General features: G+C 56.9%; 15 protein-coding genes and 2 tRNA genes. All 17 read right to left on the bottom strand.

What is annotated here, in order from left to right; genetic code table 11:
- Positions 1-31 precede the first annotated feature (31 nt).
- The 17 genes from HG264_RS04445 to HG264_RS04365 all read right to left on the bottom strand — a co-directional run bounded on the left by HG264_RS04445 (position 32) and on the right by HG264_RS04365 (position 18,132).
- Positions 32-2,080 (bottom strand): acyltransferase family protein, encoded by a 2,049-nt coding sequence (locus HG264_RS04445; RefSeq protein ID WP_169406527.1) that lies wholly within the window; start codon positions 2,078-2,080, stop codon positions 32-34.
- Between the two features lie 468 nt (positions 2,081-2,548).
- On the bottom strand, positions 2,549-4,654 hold the full coding sequence (locus tag HG264_RS04440) for a PAS domain-containing sensor histidine kinase (protein ID WP_256663773.1): 2,106 nt from the start codon (positions 4,652-4,654) through the stop codon (positions 2,549-2,551).
- Complete coding sequence (locus HG264_RS04435) at positions 4,647-6,146, bottom strand: ATPase domain-containing protein (protein ID WP_169406525.1); 1,500 nt, start codon at positions 6,144-6,146, stop codon at positions 4,647-4,649. Before HG264_RS04435 ends, HG264_RS04440 begins: the two co-directional genes overlap by 8 nt.
- A gap of 360 nt (positions 6,147-6,506) precedes the next feature.
- Positions 6,507-6,583: transfer RNA gene (locus tag HG264_RS04430), tRNA-Pro, on the bottom strand.
- Between the two features lie 95 nt (positions 6,584-6,678).
- Positions 6,679-7,038: a MerR family transcriptional regulator gene (locus HG264_RS04425; RefSeq protein WP_169406524.1), complete on the bottom strand. Its 360-nt coding sequence runs from the start codon at positions 7,036-7,038 to the stop codon at positions 6,679-6,681.
- Positions 7,019-7,321 carry an integration host factor subunit alpha gene (ihfA, locus tag HG264_RS04420; protein ID WP_169406523.1) on the bottom strand — a complete coding sequence of 101 codons (303 nt, stop codon included), beginning with the start codon at positions 7,319-7,321 and terminating at the stop codon, positions 7,019-7,021. The genes HG264_RS04425 and ihfA overlap by 20 nt, the downstream gene beginning before the upstream one ends.
- A 3-nt stretch (positions 7,322-7,324) precedes the next feature.
- Positions 7,325-9,706, bottom strand: coding sequence for a phenylalanine--tRNA ligase subunit beta (gene pheT / locus HG264_RS04415; RefSeq protein WP_169406522.1), 2,382 nt, complete (start codon positions 9,704-9,706; stop codon positions 7,325-7,327).
- Positions 9,707-9,744: 38 nt separating this feature from the next.
- On the bottom strand, positions 9,745-10,749 hold the full coding sequence (gene pheS, locus HG264_RS04410; RefSeq protein WP_169406521.1) for a phenylalanine--tRNA ligase subunit alpha: 1,005 nt from the start codon (positions 10,747-10,749) through the stop codon (positions 9,745-9,747).
- A gap of 104 nt (positions 10,750-10,853) precedes the next feature.
- Positions 10,854-11,210 carry a 50S ribosomal protein L20 gene (gene rplT, locus HG264_RS04405; protein WP_036992253.1) on the bottom strand — a complete coding sequence of 119 codons (357 nt, stop codon included), beginning with the start codon at positions 11,208-11,210 and terminating at the stop codon, positions 10,854-10,856.
- 24 nt (positions 11,211-11,234) lie between these two features.
- Entirely contained in the window at positions 11,235-11,429 is a 195-nt protein-coding gene (rpmI, locus tag HG264_RS04400; protein ID WP_169406520.1) for a 50S ribosomal protein L35, read from the bottom strand.
- A gap of 62 nt (positions 11,430-11,491) precedes the next feature.
- Positions 11,492-12,043, bottom strand: a complete 552-nt coding sequence (gene infC, locus HG264_RS04395) for a translation initiation factor IF-3 (protein WP_178102828.1) — start codon at positions 12,041-12,043, stop codon at positions 11,492-11,494.
- Positions 12,040-13,965 (bottom strand): threonine--tRNA ligase, encoded by a 1,926-nt coding sequence (gene thrS, locus HG264_RS04390; protein WP_169406518.1) that lies wholly within the window; start codon positions 13,963-13,965, stop codon positions 12,040-12,042. The genes infC and thrS overlap by 4 nt, the downstream gene beginning before the upstream one ends.
- 467 nt (positions 13,966-14,432) lie before the next feature.
- Positions 14,433-14,783 (bottom strand): hypothetical protein, encoded by a 351-nt coding sequence (locus HG264_RS04385; RefSeq protein ID WP_169406517.1) that lies wholly within the window; start codon positions 14,781-14,783, stop codon positions 14,433-14,435.
- Positions 14,784-14,989: 206 nt separating this feature from the next.
- Positions 14,990-15,060: transfer RNA gene (locus tag HG264_RS04380), tRNA-Ser, on the bottom strand.
- 257 nt (positions 15,061-15,317) lie between these two features.
- Positions 15,318-15,962, bottom strand: a complete 645-nt coding sequence (locus HG264_RS04375; RefSeq protein WP_169406516.1) for a class I SAM-dependent methyltransferase — start codon at positions 15,960-15,962, stop codon at positions 15,318-15,320.
- Positions 15,963-16,024: 62 nt separating this feature from the next.
- Positions 16,025-16,261 carry a hypothetical protein gene (locus tag HG264_RS04370; protein ID WP_169406515.1) on the bottom strand — a complete coding sequence of 79 codons (237 nt, stop codon included), beginning with the start codon at positions 16,259-16,261 and terminating at the stop codon, positions 16,025-16,027.
- Positions 16,258-18,132 carry a hypothetical protein gene (locus HG264_RS04365; protein WP_256663771.1) on the bottom strand — a complete coding sequence of 625 codons (1,875 nt, stop codon included), beginning with the start codon at positions 18,130-18,132 and terminating at the stop codon, positions 16,258-16,260. Before HG264_RS04365 ends, HG264_RS04370 begins: the two co-directional genes overlap by 4 nt.
- Positions 18,133-18,142: the final 10 nt, after the last annotated feature.

The raw sequence follows: 18,142 nt of genomic DNA, 5'->3' as shown, positions 1-18,142 counted from the left end.
CTATGAGGCCACTGCTTGAGACATATTAGGCTCAGCGCGCGGCAGAAAGACTCTCAGTAGCGTGCTCTGCCAAGACAGCCTTAAGCTCTTCGGCACCCTCTTTACCGAGCCAGCGTGTCCCATCCAGCGAGAGATGATCGTCATCGCGGTAAAGCAGGATCCCGTCCGCCCGCGCAGTGCACTGCGTGCGATCGCATAGCAAAGGCGTGGGATCAAATATACGCAGAGTCGGATATCGGGACAGTAGCCCGTTCAGTAAAGGCCGGTACTCCTCAGCCCTCTCGCGAATCACGTCGTAATCAACCGCGCAGGTGGTCCTTGGAACGCGGCTGACGAAGCGGTTGGGGCTCCAGCTGATGCACTCGCGAGTGTGGAACGGCAGTTCGGGCACTGCATGCATGAACACAACCTGTTTACCCGATGCGACCAGCCGGTCCAGCGTAGCGCTCATGGCTTTGCTGAATACAGCTTCACGATCCAGCCCCTGTGCCTCTGGGTCATCGGGAAGCTGCAGGGTTTCATCGGACACATAATCCGGTCCATCCTTGAGCTCCCGACCGGAGATGTAACTCATCCATCGTCCACCGAGAAAGATAGTCTCGATCGCGTCGTCCGAGATTGCGTGATCGAGCGCCGCACCCATGGGCTGCCGGCAGTCATCAAGCACGCCTTCATCGCTGACAGCGACGCCGTACAACGGCATACACCCGCCCTCTGCCAGTTGCATCAGATTCACTCCGAGCGGCGCTAGCTGTTCCGCCATCCCCCAGTAATAGTGATTGGCGTGGCTATCGCCAAGAATGATTGCAGTCGGTCGCCGATCGGGGTCAGCGACAAGGCAGTCCAGATCGATATCGTCGGAGAGCATTCCCTTACACTCATCGCCGCGGTTCAGACTATCGGGCCACTCAAGCGCACGCGATTCGATCTTTGTCTGCGCGTCTTTCAGCCGGAAGCTCAAACCGTCACGTACAAAGATATTGGAAGACGCCCCCATAAGCACAACGCATAGCGTGACAAGACTGGCCACCGGCACCCATCCTTTACGCGACCGGACGGGTGTTTCGATAAAGCGATAACTGAGCCAGGACAGCAAGAATGCTATTGCCACTGCACTAACGACCATAGAGGCGGTGACATCTGTACCCTTGACGATGCGAAGCAGCGACAACAGAGGCCAGTGCCAAAGATACAGAGCAAAGCTGATTAGCCCGACGCTAACCATTACCCTGTTGGATAGCAGGTAGCGGTTGATCGGATTAGCGGGTCCGGCTGCGATCAGACTGACGGCACCGCCCACAGGCAAAAGCGCCCACCAACCCGGGAATGCGTTGTGTTGGTCAATAAGCGCCAAGCCCGCGCTGATAAGAGTGATGCCCAACGCTGCCAGCAATAAGGCACTATGCGACGAAACCTGTAACCGCGCCGGGTGCCGAAACTGGACCCAGGCCAGTGCTGCGCCGGCGAGCAGCTCCCACGCCCTCGCAGGTAACAGAAAGTACGCCGCAGCAGGGCTCGACGCCACTGTAAGCACGTTGATCAAAAACGAGCCTGCAATCGAGATTGCAAGAAACCAGCCCACACACTTGAGTCGCCACGCGACTACCGCAAGCACCGGCCAGAACAGGTAAAACTGCTCCTCGACACCGAGCGACCACAGATGCAACAACGGCTTGAATTCCGCAGCCGTATCAAAGTACCCGCTCTCCTGCCACAGCAGAATGTTCGCGACAAAACCGAAACCACCAAGCGAATGCTTGGCCAGTTGCGCATACTCGACAGGCAATAACGCATGCCACCCAAGCACAAGCGTGGTGGCAATCATGAGGATCAGCGGCGGGAAGATACGCCGTATCCGGCGCGCGTAGAAATCTGCGTAGCTGAATCGTTCTCTCTGCAGCGCCTTGAAGACGATGGTTGAAATCAGATACCCAGAAATGACGAAGAAGATATCGACACCAATGAACCCGCCAGGCAAGAGCACGGGGAAGGCGTGAAAAAGTACGACAGCCAATACGGCGACGGCCCGCAAGCCGTCAATATCGGCTCGGTATTTTAGATCTGAATGTGGTTTCGTCATGTGTCTACATCGTGGGTGTCAGGAGGCGCTCGATGCGCACGTACATGCGCGCCTTCGGGCGCGCCGGCATTGTAACTCAATGAATCTGATAGCCAAGCCGCGGCAAAGCATTAACAGAGCCGCCCTGATTGAGCTCAAGCAAGCGACGGTGCCGCAGAGGTACTGCTTGACCTGATCTGCCACGAGCATGTTGATGTCCGGCGCTCCATTTCGCGCTGGCAGTAACGATTCCATTGGCTGGCAACGACAGGGGTTGCTTTGCGGAAAGCCGAACGGCAAGCGCTAACCAGCCGCTACGCCGGACCAGAACGCCAACTTGCCAAAGCAAGATCTTTGGGCAGAGTGTTGTTCCAATCGCCCGGAAGAAGCTAAGGGTTTCTATCCTACTAAGCGTCCTAAGCGTGATCGGTAAAACTGACAAGACGAGGCATTACCCGCCCGCAATTACCGGGCGGGTTGACCGCAGCACTACAGCTCGATTTCGCTAGTGATCGTGTCACTGGCAAGCATGCTCGCCACCCGGCTTGCCAGCACATCCAGCGTCAAAGGCTTGGTCAATAGCTGCATGTGCGCGCCAAGGAAGTCGCCCTGGGCCATCGCGCTTTCCGCGTAGCCCGTCAGAAACAACACGGGTAACCGCGGCTGTAACTGCTGGATCACCTCAGCCAGCTGGCGGCCATTCATACCGGGCAATCCGACATCCGTGACCAGGAGATCAACCTTCTCGAGCGTATGAAAGCGTCGTAGCGCTTCTTCCGCATCACAGGCTACACATACCTGATAGCCGAGTTCTTCCAGGACTTCCTGGTTGATCAGGCGCACCGAATCATCATCCTCCACAAGCAGGATCGACTGTCCCCGCCCGGACGCCGCAGACTCAGGCACAACCCGGCTGGCGGACGCGACCCTGGAATGCTCGGGCAGATAAATAGAAACAGTCGTGCCAGCATCCGGCACACTACGGATGCTCAGCCGCCCGTCACTTTGCTTGGCGAATCCGTAAACCATCGATAGTCCGAGCCCGGTGCCCTGCCCTATGGGTTTGGTGGTAAAGAACGGCTCCATAACCTTGTCGAGCATATTTTCTGGAATGCCATAGCCCGTATCCTCGACATCGATGCAGACTTGTCCCAGCGACGACGCAACAACCGCATCTGGAGCATCCGCGCTATTCAGGAGCCGGGTACGAACTGACAGATCACCGCCATGGGGCATGGCGTCACGTGCATTGATCACCAGATTCAGGATAGCGTTTTCAAGCTGGTTGGCGTCTGCGCATATCCAGGGGTCTTCGCTGCACAGATCAAGACTCAGCGATATTCGCTCCGAGACTGTTCGTTGAAGCAGGTCCTTGAGGGCGGCAACAAGCTGGTTGATCGACAATGGTTTGGCATCCAACGGCTGCCGCCGGGAAAAGGCCAGCAAGCGCTGGGTCAGACCTGCGGCCCGCTGGGCGGATGTACGCGCGGCTTCCATGAACCGAGCGACATCATCAACCTTCCCCTTAGCAATACGCATCTTGATCAGATCCAGCGCGCTGATGACGCCAGTCAGCATGTTGTTGAAATCGTGCGCGATCCCACCGGTCAATTGGCCTACTGCTTCCATTTTCAGCGAATGCCTGAGCTGTTCTTCGGCGCGTGCTCTTTCGTCGCTTTCGGTGCGCAGGCGCTCTATTGCGGCATTCAATTCCCGGGTGCGTGCCTGCACCTGAACTTCCAATTCTTCGTTAAAGCGTCTCAACGACAGTTCTGCCTGTTTCTCCTCGCTTATATCGAGGATGACCGACGCGGCACCGATAATCTCCCTAGCGTCGTCGTACAGGGGTACAGCGCTGACTCGCATCCAGGACTCGCGATCATCATCACGCAAATGGCAGAAATCGATTCCGTTGACAGGCTCGCCTCTCAGCGCCCTGGCGCCGGGATACATGTTCGGTTCGAGCTGTCTGCCCGCCGCGTCAGAGGCGACCCAACGTGCAGCGATATCGGGTTCCCGGGAGGGAATAACGCCCTCCGGAAGATACTCCCGAAACAGCGGGTTGCTGATTATTGCGCGGCCTGCAGCATCCATGAAGCAAATACCAACCGGTACGTTCTCCAAGAGAATCTGCAGACGACCTCGTTCTTCAGCCAGTTCGGCAAGTCGGTCGCGCATATCAAACTGGCGTTCGCGCGAACCCCATGCGGCGTCAACTGCGCTGATCAGTGACGCGGAGCTGAGGGGACGTTCGAGCACGATTACGTAGCCTGCCGAGGCCGGCAACCGCCGGCGCGCTATTTCTGTGTCACGCCCGGACCGACCATTGTTCGACGCCAGCAGAATGATCGGAATATCTGACCAGCTCGGTTGCTCACTCAACGCCTCGTCAAGCGCTGCAACGCTCCCCAGAAGCGCTTCTTCAGTCAGAATGACCAGGCCCGTCTCGGCGCCTAACGCCGAAGACAGCTCGGTAAGGTTCTGGTGAACCGAAACGGAATATTTCTCGCCGAACAGTTTGCTCAAACTCAGGGTGTCAGCCTTGAACGGCGCAACGATCGATAATGTCCTGTTTCCAGACTGTCGCTCAGTCATCACGCTGGCGTTCTTCCATAAGGGGCCGATCTGCTCCGAAATACTCTGGCGTACCGGTTAACACACCGCGGAAATTTACCAGCGGCTCGCCAACCCGCACGCCTTTGGAATCGATCCGGAGCTCACGAATAGCGTCCTCGTGTGCACCGCCGCGATGCTTCAACACCGAGACCGCTTTGCGCAATCGCCCCTGTGCTTCGAAGAAACGAATCAGGATCACCAAATCAGACACGTAGGAAATATTCAGATTGCTAGCCATCGACCCGACGAGCCCATGCTGGGGATTGATCAGAAAGGTCACTACGCCCAGTTGACTCAGATACGACAGCAGCTCATGCATCTGCAGGACCAGCTGTTTTTCCTGCGGCATCGCAGCCATGTATCCGTTGAGGCTATCAACCACAATCATTCTGCAGCCTCGTTCCTCCACTTCGGTGCGCACCCGCCAAGCGAACTCACCAGGAGAAATTGCCGCAGGATTAATCTGCTGGATTAACAATAGACCGTCCGCAATATACTGGCTGAACCCCAACCCCATGCTGTCCGCTCGACTGATCAGCGTAGCAACCCGCTCGTCGAACTGATAGATCGCGCATCTCTCGCCCCGGCTACAGGCGGCCGCAAGATACACCAACGCCAATGTGGTCTTGCCCGCGCCCGCCGGGCCAGTGATCAACGTGCTCGTACCTCTCAGCGGCCCGCCGGCGAGCAAATCGTCCAGTTCATCGATGCCGCTTTTTGCCGCTTCGCCGGTGAACTGGACATGATGACTGGAGGCTATCAGGCGGGGATATACCTCGAGCCCGCCCTTGCGGATTTCGAAATCATGGTAGCCCGCAACAAAATCGACGCCGCGGAGTTTCTGGACCTGTAATCGCCGCCTTGCGGCGCCAAAATCCAAAGTGAGTCGCGCCAGGGTAATCACCCCATGACACAGACTGTGCAGATGGTTATCACATTCGCCGCCTGAGCCGACCATATCGTCCAATAACAGTACGGTAATATCGCGGCCCGCGAAGTACTGCTTCAGCGCAAGCACCTGGCGCCGATAGCGCAACGGATCCTGCGCGAGCAGCCGCATCTCGGAGAGACTGTCGAAGACAAGCCTTTTGGGTTGCAACGCGTCCACGCGGTCCTGGATCAGCTTGATGGTGTTACCCAGTTCGGCTTCCCAGGGATGCAGAATCGATTGCTCGTAGCTCTCACCCAGCACTTCCGCGGTAGACGCAAACTCGAATAGATTGATCCCATCCAGCGACCAACCGTGCGAGTGAGCGACACTCTCCAGCTCTTCGGCAGTCTCAGAGAGCGTGATATACAGAACCGACTCCCCTGCGGCCACGCCTGCAAGCAGAAACTGAAGGCCCAGCGTTGTCTTACCCGAGCCGGGCGTCCCCTCCAGAAGGTAAAGCCGATTGCATGGCAATCCACCGTTAAGAACTGAGTCCAGCCCGGTATTACCAGACGAGACAATCGGGCGCGCTTTTACCATTCCTATACCTCTCGCAAGGGGCTGAACCCCACTAAGGCGACGTTGCCTTGAGCCGCCAGTATGCAGCCGACGAACCTGCTCGCCAAATCAATTTCCAGTTCAACACCAGCAATTTCAGGGAAAAAGCGGCTTCTATTGACCGACGGAACGCAGCGATATTGGCGCGCTGAGGTTCATTGCCAGAAGCCTCCGGCGCGCCACTGAGCTGAACTAGCGAAGGCAGCGATAACGCTTCAGGATGACGAGTACGCTTTCGGGGATCGCGCCTGCGAAGCCGGCGCAGACAATGCGAACTCGGAGAGAACATAATCAGAAAACAAAAAAGGCCGATCATTTCTGACCGGCCTTTCTGTTCAATATTGGTCGGGACGGAGTGATTCGAACACTCGACCCCTTGCACCCCATGCAAGTGCGCTACCAGGCTGCGCTACGCCCCGACGATGCTTCGACGTTGTCTGTCGAAGCGGGTCGCATCATACAATAACTACCTGAAATGAGAAAGGTTTTTTTCATCTTCAGGTAGCCACCGATGTTACGGCGTCTTGAGCACCTGCAGCACCTCTTCCAGTTCTGAAATCGTCTGGCGGATGAGTTGCTTGTAGTGCGTGACGTCTTCCTTGGCCTCTTCACCGGACAGGCGCTGGCGGGCGCCGCCGATAGTGAAGCCCTGGTCGTACAGCAAAGCACGGATCTGTCGAATCATCAGAACGTCCTGCCGCTGGTAATAACGACGGTTACCCCGACGCTTGACCGGAGAGAGCTGCGGAAATTCCTGTTCCCAGTACCGCAGTACGTGCGGTTTGACTTCGCAAAGCTCGCTCACTTCGCCAATGGTGAAGTAGCGTTTACCAGGTATGGCTGGCAGTTCCTGGTTATGGCTGGGTTCCAGCATAAGCTTCTACTCGGGCCTTGAGTTTTTGCCCCGGGCGAAAAGTCACCACACGACGGGCAGTTATAGGAATCTCTTCACCTGTTTTCGGGTTTCGCCCAGGTCTCTGACGCTTGTCGCGCAGGTCAAAATTACCGAATCCGGACAGTTTGACCTGCTCGTTGCTCTCAAGAGCGTTGCGAATCTCTTCGAAAAACAGCTCCACCAGTTCCTTGGCTTCACGCTTGTTGAAGCCAAGTTCTTCGTGAAGACGTTCTGCCATTTCCGCTTTTGTCAGAGCCGTCATAGGCTATTTCCTTAGTGTGGCGTTGATTCCTTGCTCCAGGGACTCGAGCACCTCGTCCATGACAGCGTTCACCTCATCATCGGTAAGAGTGCGCGATGAATGTTGTAACGTCAAGCCAATGGCCAGGCTTTTGCTATGAGGATCAATGCCCTTACCTTCGTAAACGTCAAACAGTCTGAGGTTTTTCAGGTGCTGACCGGCCACTTCGCGGATCCTGTTGAGCAAATCATCCGCCGCCACAGCCTTATCGACCAGCAGTGCAATATCCCGGCGCACCTCTGGAAAGCGCGATAGCTCGGCGAAGACCGGCAAACGTCCTTCGCTGATACCGGCGAGCTCCAGTTCGAAGACAAAGACCGGGGCGTGCAGATCAAGCTCATCAACCAACAATGGATGCAGAGCACCCAGCCAACCGACCGTTTGGCCATCACGGGTAATCTTCGCAGTCTGACCCGGGTGCAAAGCTGGATGCTCCGCTGGCTCGAATCGAAAGGCCGAACCGCAGCCGCCCTGTCCCAGAATCGACTCGACATCACCTTTGACGTCATGAAAATCCAGTTTGTCATTACCGTTGGCCCAGCCTTCAGGCTGCCGAGCGCCACAGGCGATACCGGCAAGCACTGGCTGCTGTAACAGTGAACCATCGGTCTGGGGCAGGAAGCGTTGACCACTTTCAAACAGACGCACGCGCGACTGCTGACGGTTGAGGTTGTATTCCACAGCTTTGCAAAGGCCTGGCCACAGCGATGTACGCATTACTGCCATATCAGCCGAAATCGGGTTGGCCAGCGCAAGAGGTTCAATCTCAGGGTCAAACAGCTTGTTCAGGCCCGGCTCGATGAAGCTGTAAGTGATGGCTTCGTGATAGCCGCGCGCGACCAGCAGACGACGCAACGCTGGCAGCTCGCCTCTGGATTCCGACTTGGCTGCCAGGTTCAGTGAGGCAGTGGGTGCGGTAGCAGGCAAACGGTTATAGCCGTACAGGCGCGCCAGCTCTTCGATCAGATCAACCTCGATCGAGATATCGAAGCGATAACTGGGGACGTCAACCTGCCACTCACCGGTTCCGCTGGCTTTGACGCCGAGACCCAGACCACCCAGGTAGGACTCGACATCGTCCGCAGGCAGCTCCATACCCAGCATCTGCGTGATGCGTTCATTGCGCAGTGTGATCTGGCTGAGCTTGGGCAGGGCATTTTCATTTACGGCTTCGACAATCGGACCCGGCTCACCGCCGACAATCTCAAGGATCAACGCGGTGGCGCGCTCGATGGCTTCACGCTGCAAGCGCCAGTCAACGCCGCGTTCGAAACGATGCGATGAATCGGTATGCAGACCATACCCGCGTGCCTTGCCGGCGATAGCGATGGTGTCGAAGAACGCACTTTCAAGGAATAGATCAGTGGTTGTCTCACCGACGCCGCTGTGCTCACCACCCATGATGCCGGCCATAGCCAGTGGCCGTTCGTGGTCAGCGATAACCAGCGTGTCGGCGCGCAGTGCAATCTCCTGGCCGTCGAGCAGCACAAGCTTCTCGCCCTCATCTGCCATGCGAACCCGGATGCCGCCGCGAATTTCTGCCAGGTCGAAGGCATGCAGCGGCTGGCCCAGCTCGAGCATGACATAGTTGGTGATATCCACGACTGCATCGATGCTGCGAATGTCGCTGCGACGCAGACGCTCAACCATCCATAACGGGCTCGGACGCGACAGGTCGACATTGCGCACTACGCGGCCCAGATAGCGCGGGCATGCCTCGCTTGCGAGCAGCTCTACGGGGCGGGTTTCGTCGTGTACAGGGGCGATCGCTTCGACCTGCGGGCGGCTCACCTGCTCGCCATAGTTGGCGGCAACTTCACGAGCCAAACCTGCAATGGACAGGCAATCACCGCGGTTCGGTGTCAAATCGACTTCGATAATCGCGTCGTCCAACCCCAGATATTCGCGCAGGTCCTGGCCGACCGTTGCGTCAGCGGGCAGTTCGTACAATCCATCGTGATCATCGGACAGATTCAGTTCAGCCGCAGAACAGAGCATGCCGTGGGATTCGACGCCACGCAGCTTGGCCTTTTTGATCTTGAAGTCTACACCCAGTTTGGCGCCGACCATGGCGAACGGAATCTTGATGCCGGGGCGCGCGTTGGGCGCACCGCACACCACCTGGAACTGCTCATTGCCGCTGCTAACGCTGCACACACGCAGCTTATCGGCGTCCGGATGCTGTTCGGCGCTGATGATCTCGCCCACCACAACACCGCTGAATTCGCCGGCGGCTGGCGTTACGCTGTCGACTTCAAGCCCGGCCATCGACAGGCGGGCTACCAGTTCGTCGCGGCTAACCTGCGGATTAACCCAGGTACGCAACCACTGTTCACTGAATTTCATTATCTATTCCTGCTTTCAAAGAGTTTGGGTGGCGGCTATCAGCGAAACTGCTCGAGGAAACGCAGATCGTTATCAAAGAAGATCCGCAGATCACCCACCCCATAGCGCAGCATTGCCAGGCGCTCTACACCCATGCCGAAGGCGAAGCCCTGGTATTTCTCAGGATCGATACCCGACATCCGCAGAACATTCGGATGCACCATGCCGCAACCAAGCACTTCGAGCCAATCGGCCCTCTCTTCGCCGTTTTTCATCACTACACGGCGAATATCGACCTCGGCCGACGGCTCGGTGAAGGGAAAGAATGACGGCCGGAAACGCACCTCCAGATCGGCCTCGAAGAATTCGCGCAGGAACTGCACGATAGTGCCTTTGAGGTCAGCAAAACTCACGCCCTCATCAATCAGCAACCCTTCCACCTGATGGAACATAGGCGAATGCGTCTGATCCGAGTCGCAGCGATAGACACGGCCCGGACAAACGATCCGGATCGGTGGCTTGCGGGTTTCCATGGTGCGTATCTGTACCGGCGAGGTATGGGTACGCAGCAAGGTATTAGCGTTGAAATAAAAGGTGTCGTGCATTGCCCGAGCCGGGTGATGACCGGGTATGTTGAGCGCCTCGAAGTTATGATAGTCGTCTTCGACTTCGGGGCCTTCCTCGACGGTATAACCGACGTGGGCAAAAATCTCTTCGATCCGTTCCATTGTACGAGTAACCGGATGCAGACCGCCGCTAACCTGGCCACGGCCCGGCAGCGTGACATCGACACGTTCAGCAGCCAGACGCGCATTCAACGCCGCGGCTTCCATGTCGGTCTTGCGTGCATTCAGTTCGCTTTGCACCCGTTCCTTGGCTTCGTTGACCATGGCGCCAACCTTCGGGCGCTCTTCTGCGGGAATATTGCCCAGCGTCTTCATGACCTGAGTGAGCTCGCCCTTCTTGCCAAGATACTGCACGCGGATCTGTTCCAGCGTATTGACGTCAGCGGCTTGCTGAACAGCCTCCAAGGCTTGGGAGACCAGGGCGTCTAGGTTTTCCATTCACACACTCCAGAAACAAAAATAGGGGAAGAGCGATGAGGCTCTTCCCCTATTAATGACGTTGCCAACCGGAGCCAGGCTCCGGTGATTGTCGTAACGAGGGCTTAAGCCAGGCTAGCCTTTGCTTTTTCGACAATCGCGGTAAACGCCGCTTTTTCGTTCACAGCCAGATCGGCCAGAACCTTGCGGTCGATTTCTACGGAAGCCTTCTTCAGGCCAGCAATCAGACGGCTATAGGACATGCCATTCTGACGAGCGCCGGCATTGATACGGGCAATCCACAGAGCACGAAACTGACGCTTGCGCTGCTTGCGGTCACGATAGGCATACTGACCAGCCTTGATGACCGCCTGCTTGGCAACACGGAATACGCGTGAACGCGCACCGTAGTAGCCTTTGGCGAGTTTCAGAATTTTCTTGTGACGCTTACGCGCCATTACACCACGCTTAACACGAGCCATTCTTTAGATCCTCTAACCTTAGACTTAACGGAGACGCAACATGCGTTCAACTTTCTGGACATCAGCAGCGTTGAGCTGAGATGTGCCACGCAGCTGACGCTTACGCTTCGTGCTCATCTTGGTCAGGATGTGGCTCTTGAATGCGTGCTTGTGCTTGAGGCCGCTTCCGGTCTTCTTGAAGCGCTTCGCAGCACCACTTTTGGTTTTCATCTTTGCCATGTTCGTTTCTCCGCTTAGAGCGTTAATAAAGATAATCGCAAGGCCTGGCGTTGCCCTGGAGATTACTTTTTCTTCTTGGGAGCGATGACCATCATCAGCTGACGACCTTCCATTTTCGGGTGCTGTTCGACGGTACCGTATTCAAGCAGGTCCTGTTCGACCCGTTTCAACAGTTCCATCCCCAGCTCCTGATGGGCCATTTCGCGGCCGCGGAATCGCAATGAAACCTTGGCTTTATCCCCGTCACTCAGGAAACGTATCAGGTTTTTCAACTTGACCTTATAGTCTCCCTCTTCCGTCCCTGGACGAAATTTGATTTCTTTGATCTGAATCTGCTTCTGATTCTTCCGTGCAACAGCCTGCTGTTTCTTCTTCTCAAAGATGTGCTTGCCGTAATCCATGAGTCGACAAACTGGCGGCTCTGCGTCGGGGGAGATTTCAACCAGGTCGAGCTTGACCTCCTCTGCGGCGGCCATGGCTTCCTGAATGGACACGATACCGATTTGTTCACCTTCTGCGCCAATCAGGCGCACTTCGCGCGCCGTGATGTTTTCGTTGATCGGCGGGCGTTGTGCGGCTCTTTTGTCTTGTCTCATCTCGCGTTTAATCTTTATAGCTCCGAATTCGGGCGGCCTCGCTGTGCAACGGCACGGGACAGGAACTCGGAGAACTCGGCAACAGTCATGGAACCCAGATCTTTACCCTCCCGCGTGCGCACGGCCACAGTGTGCGATTCGACTTCCCTATCGCCTACTACCAGCAGGTAAGGAGTCTTGTGCAAAGTATGCTCCCGGATTTTAAAGCCGATCTTCTCGTTTCTCAAGTCCGCTACGGCCCGATATCCCATTTCATTCAGCTTTTTCTCCACTTCGGAGCAGAATTCAGCCTGATTATCGGTGATATTCAGAACCGCAGCCTGAGTCGGAGCCAGCCATGCCGGAAAATCGCCTGCGTAATGTTCAATGAGAATGCCGATAAAACGCTCGAAAGAACCCAGAATTGCACGGTGCAACATGACCGGCGTTTTGCGCGAGCCATCTTCAGCTACATACTGCGCGCCCAGCCGGCCCGGAAGCATGAAATCAAGCTGCAAGGTACCGCACTGCCAGACACGGCCGATGCAATCACGCAGGGAGAATTCGATCTTCGGACCGTAGAACGCGCCCTCGCCTGGCTGCAGCTCCCAGTCCAGACCTGCTTCGTTCAAGGCATCTTCCAGGCCTTTTTCAGCCTGATCCCACAGCGCATCATCACCGACACGGCTTTCCGGGCGGGTAGACAGCTTCAGCTCGACATCATCGAAACCGAAGTCGCGGTACACCTGGAGTGTCAGCGCGATGAAGTCAGCGGCTTCGGCTTTCACCTGCTCATCGGTACAGAAGATGTGAGCGTCATCCTGGGTAAAACCACGCACGCGCATCAGGCCGTGTAGCGAACCCGAAGGCTCGTTACGGTGACAGGAGCCAAATTCTGCAAGGCGTAATGGCAGCTCGCGGTAGCTTTTCAGGCCCTGATTGAAGACCTGGATATGGCACGGGCAGTTCATCGGCTTGATCGCGTAGTCGCGACTTTCGGACTCAGTGGTAAACATCGCCGCCGAGTAATGTTCCCAGTGACCGGAGCGCTCCCAGAGGACGCGGTCAACCACTTGCGGCGTGCGGATTTCCTTATAGGAAGCCCCACGCTGTACCTGTCGCATGTACTGCTCAAGGACCTGATAAACAGTCCAGCCATTCGGGTGCCAAAACACCATGCCCGGTGCTTCTTCCTGGGTATGGAACAAGCCCAGACGCTTGCCGATCTTGCGATGGTCGCGTTTTTCGGCTTCTTCCATTCTCTGGATATAGGCCGCAAGCTGCTTCTTGTCTGCCCAGGCAGTGCCGTAAATACGCTGGAGCTGTTCGTTCTTGGCGTCACCGCGCCAGTAGGCGCCAGAAATACGCGTCAACTTGAAAGCTTTCAGAAAGCGCGTATTGGGTACGTGCGGACCGCGGCACATGTCGACATATTCTTCGTGGTAGTACAGACCCATCGCCTGCTCGTCCGGCATGTCCTCAACCAGACGCAGCTTGTACTCCTCCCCGCGGGACTCGAACACTTCAATCACCTGGTCGCGCGGCGTAACCTTTTTGATGACGTCGTATTCGGTATTGATCAGCTCGCGCATCCGCGTTTCGATCGCCGCCATATCCTCAGGCGTAAAAGGACGCTCGAAGGCAATATCGTAATAAAAGCCTTCATCGATGACCGGACCGATGACCATCCTGGCGGTCGGATACAACTGCTTGACCGCATGCCCCACAAGGTGAGCACAGGAGTGGCGAATGATCTCCAGCCCTTCCTCGTTTTTCGGCGTAATGATCTCGAGAGAAGCGTCCTGCTCGATGAGGTCACAGGCGTCGACCAGGCGGCCGTCGATCTTGCCAGCCAGTGTGGCCTTGGCAAGACCGGCACCAATGGATTGAGCGACCTCGGCAACCGAAACCGGGTGATCAAAGCTGCGCTGACTGCCGTCGGGAAGAGTAATAACAGGCATGTGCCGTTCCTTCTCAGTGGTGGCCCCTACGCAAGGCCACATGATGATAATTGCCAACCGACTTCGCCTGATGCAGTTCCTCCGGCAAACGATCGCCGGCAACCTTGGGGTTGCTGCATGGACGCGCCGAATGACGCAAAGGGGGATTTTATCAATGCTTCGAAACTGCAACTCTCTGATTTCAAAGGGAATCAACAACGCGCGAAGCACCGGAAAGGCGGTACTCTATCACAATGGAATCAATAACTTAATCGCTGTGTCAGGGAAGCCGGGCTGCATGGACCTATGATGTTCACGCGGCGCCTTAGCTGGCGTGAATAGCTTGAACTCGAAATCTCCCCTAGCCCCACTTTTTCAAAGAGGGGAGCTGGTTTGTGCGGGCTGTGGACTCCGAACTTGTCACCGTTCATATAGCTCATCACACCCAGACTGTTAAGATCCCAGCCAAGGGTACAAGCTGCCGGGGACTAGGTGCCGGCATTGGTCTCCACACATTTCTCATGCTGCGTCTGGGCGAAATCGGAAATAGCCTTCTGAGGATCGTCCGTGTTGATGGGCTCTTCATAAGCGCTGTTGATGATCGCCCGGGAATCGGGGTCGATTTCGCCGCCAAGCTGCTCCTCCATGTTCGAAATCAGCGTTTCTTTCTCAACGCCCTGCTGCCGCATACGCATGTAGTTTTCCGAAACGCTGCGTGACAGCTCACATGTAGTAGCGGTATCTCCAGGAGGCGGTGCTGCGACAGCTGCAGTCTGTAGTGCGGATAGCCCTACGCTTGCGAAAGCGCAGGTGGTGGCGAGCAGGGTTGAGAACTTCATAACGTGCTTCCTTCTCTGTCTGGCTCAGGGAAACGCATGAGCGTTGATCTGGAGATCGGGAGCGCACACCTCGGAAGGCTGGCGCCGTCTCGATAACAGCAGACTGCCATACCAGGCAAGGATTCCAAAAACATCACAAAAAGCAGACGAAAAAAAAGGCGACCCTGTCGGATCGCCTCTTTCTACCCGTGCAGTTCGGGCTTGTTTGGTAGGCACGAGCGGATTCGAACCGCTGACCCCCACCATGTCAAGGTGCCTGCCTAGCCGGGTTAACCCTTTGATGCTGAAAGGAAACCGCTCTATTTTCAGGCCCCAGAAAAGCGGCACACCTCCCTATAACAATCAATAACTTAGACACTGTATTTTCCTACAGTGGTCTGCCCGCATCCGCCCGTCCGGGCAAATCACATCCCATTCACAGAATCATATGCTTCTCGCACGCAGACAGACCCAGCGGTTGACTACCAACCCTCAAGCACTTAAACCGATTACCCATAGAACCCGCCGGGCGGGTATATATTTTGAATTAAATAGTCAGAAGTCCATTTTTTGCTTGCGAGCAATCACCCACGTTACCACTGGCCATAGAGGATCGTTCCGAGTAGCGGTTTTATGAAGCGGGTGCCACTTTGCGTGAGGAATGCCTGCAAAACGGAGGTGATTCCGAACCACGCCCCAAACGTCGAAATTACCCCATCCGCCGGACTCAAGGATTTCCGCCCATCCTTTATGCAGTAACACCAGCGCCTCGGGGGTGAATCGCCAAAAATCTCCCGGATGTCCGTGGACAGGATTGATGAAACATGTGGTATGGATTGCAATGCCTCCAGGCTTAAGAACCCTAAAGCACTCATCTATGGCTTGCTGGGGATTGCCTTCAATATGTTCTAAGACTTGATCAGACAACACAATATCAAAGGTATTATCATCAAAGTCCAGGCTCAACATATTGTGCTCTGGGTAGTTAGCTTCAAAGACTTCAGACGGGTCGAGCCCAAGCACATCAATTAAAGACTTTGAGTGACTGATGCTGAGCACCTTACCCTCGCGTACTGGCAAACCCTCGCCTACAAATCCGAGGCGCCGATACATCGAATAGCGGGTTATGTGAACGCCTTTCTCTAACCCCAGCGTGCTGGCTAACCATAAAGCACCGCGAAACTTACGAAACATGCTCATTTCTGCTCCCTGAAGTGGCAACCCATAATGGCTCCTTTGTCGTAGGGCGCAATATGACACAGTTACACCTCCACCTCATACTGATCCAAAGCCGGCGCGGGCCCCGCAACCCTGCCGTCCACCACGAATGCCATCAGCCCCACCGCTACGCTCACTCCCTGCACTGCCACGCTGGTGCCGTTGCGCAGCTGTACGTTGCTGGTGCCGTTGTTGCTGTTGATGCTGGTGACTGTGCCGACGGTGCGGACGCCGCCGGGCAGCAGGCCGATGAAGCGTTTCCACGGGTTGACTGTGCTCATGCGCTCTCTCTGTGATGCCGTTCGAGTTTGAGTGATTGTTTGACGCGGCTGGCTCCTACGCCGTCGGCTGTGATTTCAGTTGCCAGGCACAGGCCGCGCCATGTTTCGTCGATGTCGCGCACTTCGCAGAGCATGGCCGGCTGCACCAGGCCCGGTGCTGTTTCGGCATGAAACAGCGGTATGTTCAGGGTGACGATCTCCTGATTGCCGCCTTTGCACATCTCCGCGATGCCGCGATGGCGGGCGGCGTCGGTGCCGGTGAGCCAGTCGGCGTACACGTCAGGCGCTTCCAGCTCGCCTGCTGTGCCTGCGCGGCGCACTTTCATGGCTACGCCGTGGGTGGTGCCGCTGACGTAGCAGCTGTTCCATTCCGGCTGTGGCTGCCATTCGCTGCCCCACTCACTGACCATGGCGGCGGGGATGATGCGGTCCATGATGGCGCTGCTCCACTGCCAAACTGGTTCGCGGTAGCGCGGCAGGATGGTGAGCTCGTCAGTAGCCAGCGCTGGGGATACGACGCCGCCTACGGTTTCGGCTAGGGTGGCTATCACCTGCATGGCGGTTTTGTCCTGATAGCTGAACGCACCGGGTGGCATGGTCCAGTCCGGTGGGCCGAAGGTCCAGGTGTCCCAGTTGAGGGTGAAACCGGTGTACTCGAGTTCGAGCACGGCGGCTTGTTCCGCGTTGATAGGCGCGGTGTTTACCTGGCTGCGCTTGGGCGCGTAAGGCTCGGCCAGCAGCTGAGACCGACTGACGCCTGTGATGCTGTAACGCTCGTCTGCCAGCTTGCCGGTGCCTGAATAGCGCTCGACCATAAACAGCCAGGTGTGGCCGTTGATGGTGGCTTCGATTTCCTTGGGGCCGTTGGCATCCGGGCGCACCTGTGCCAGCGATGTGCGGCCGAACAGTTGCGCGCTCAGCGTCCAGGCGAAGCTGTCAATGTCCAGGTTGATGCGGATACCGGTGGCATCGAGCGGTGTGCGGTCGGGCAGCACTGCCAGCGATACACTGTTGGCGATCATGTAGGTCTCCAGTATGTCCGGCTCGTCAGGATCCGGAACAGGTATAACCACCGGGCCGTCATAGTCCGGGTAGGTGATGCCGGTTATCTTGCCGTCCAACACTTGCGCCTTGCCCCAGGGCAAGCGCAAACGCAGGTCCAGCCGGCGCGATGTACCCCAGCGGACAAAGCCGGACGCATCGATCGGCCCGATGCGCCCGGGTGTGGCTGGCGGTACGTAGAAGTGGAAGAACACGGCAGCGTCAGTGAGCGGTGTATAAAGCCCGCCCCGGAATGTAAAGGCGACTGCCCCGCCTGGGTGGTGCAGGGGCGCGTCATCGCCACGCGGTACGCGCCTGCCGTGCTCGTTGCTGCGCCGATAGCGCGTGCCAACGGTGCTGTCTTTGAATGGTGGGGCTGGGTCGTAAGCAATGCTGACTTTCCAGTCAGTCGAGCGAATACTTGCGTCCCAACCTTGCGCCGTGCCTGAATCCTTCGGCGTCAGGTTGTTCCACTGGCTGCTGGTTGCGCCGTCAGCCGGTGATGCCTGCTCCCAGCCCTGCTGCAGATGAGTATCCTTGACCGGTACGCCGCTCCAGTCGAAGCGGTTACCGCGATCCCTGACAACCGTTTCTCCCCAGGCCGATGCGGTAGCGCCCTGCTTTGCCGGTGCATCGCCCCAGAGTGCCAGCGCGGCCTTGGCTTGCAGCTGCTGCGTCTTCGACCAGGCAGAGCTAACGCCAATGATCAACCCTGGCGGTGGGGCTGGGATATTGGCCGGGGTGCCGCCGGAGTCGAAGGCCAGCGGGGATGGGGGCGTGTAGGCATCACCACCGAACTGGAGGTCGGCTGATCCAGGCTGGTAGGTCATGGGGACTTCC

The sequence above is a fragment of the Pseudomonas sp. gcc21 genome, from assembly GCF_012844345.1.
Classification (GTDB): domain Bacteria; phylum Pseudomonadota; class Gammaproteobacteria; order Pseudomonadales; family Pseudomonadaceae; genus Halopseudomonas.
Note: the sequence above shows the minus strand (reverse complement) of the source record. Positions and strands in the feature narration are given on the sequence as shown.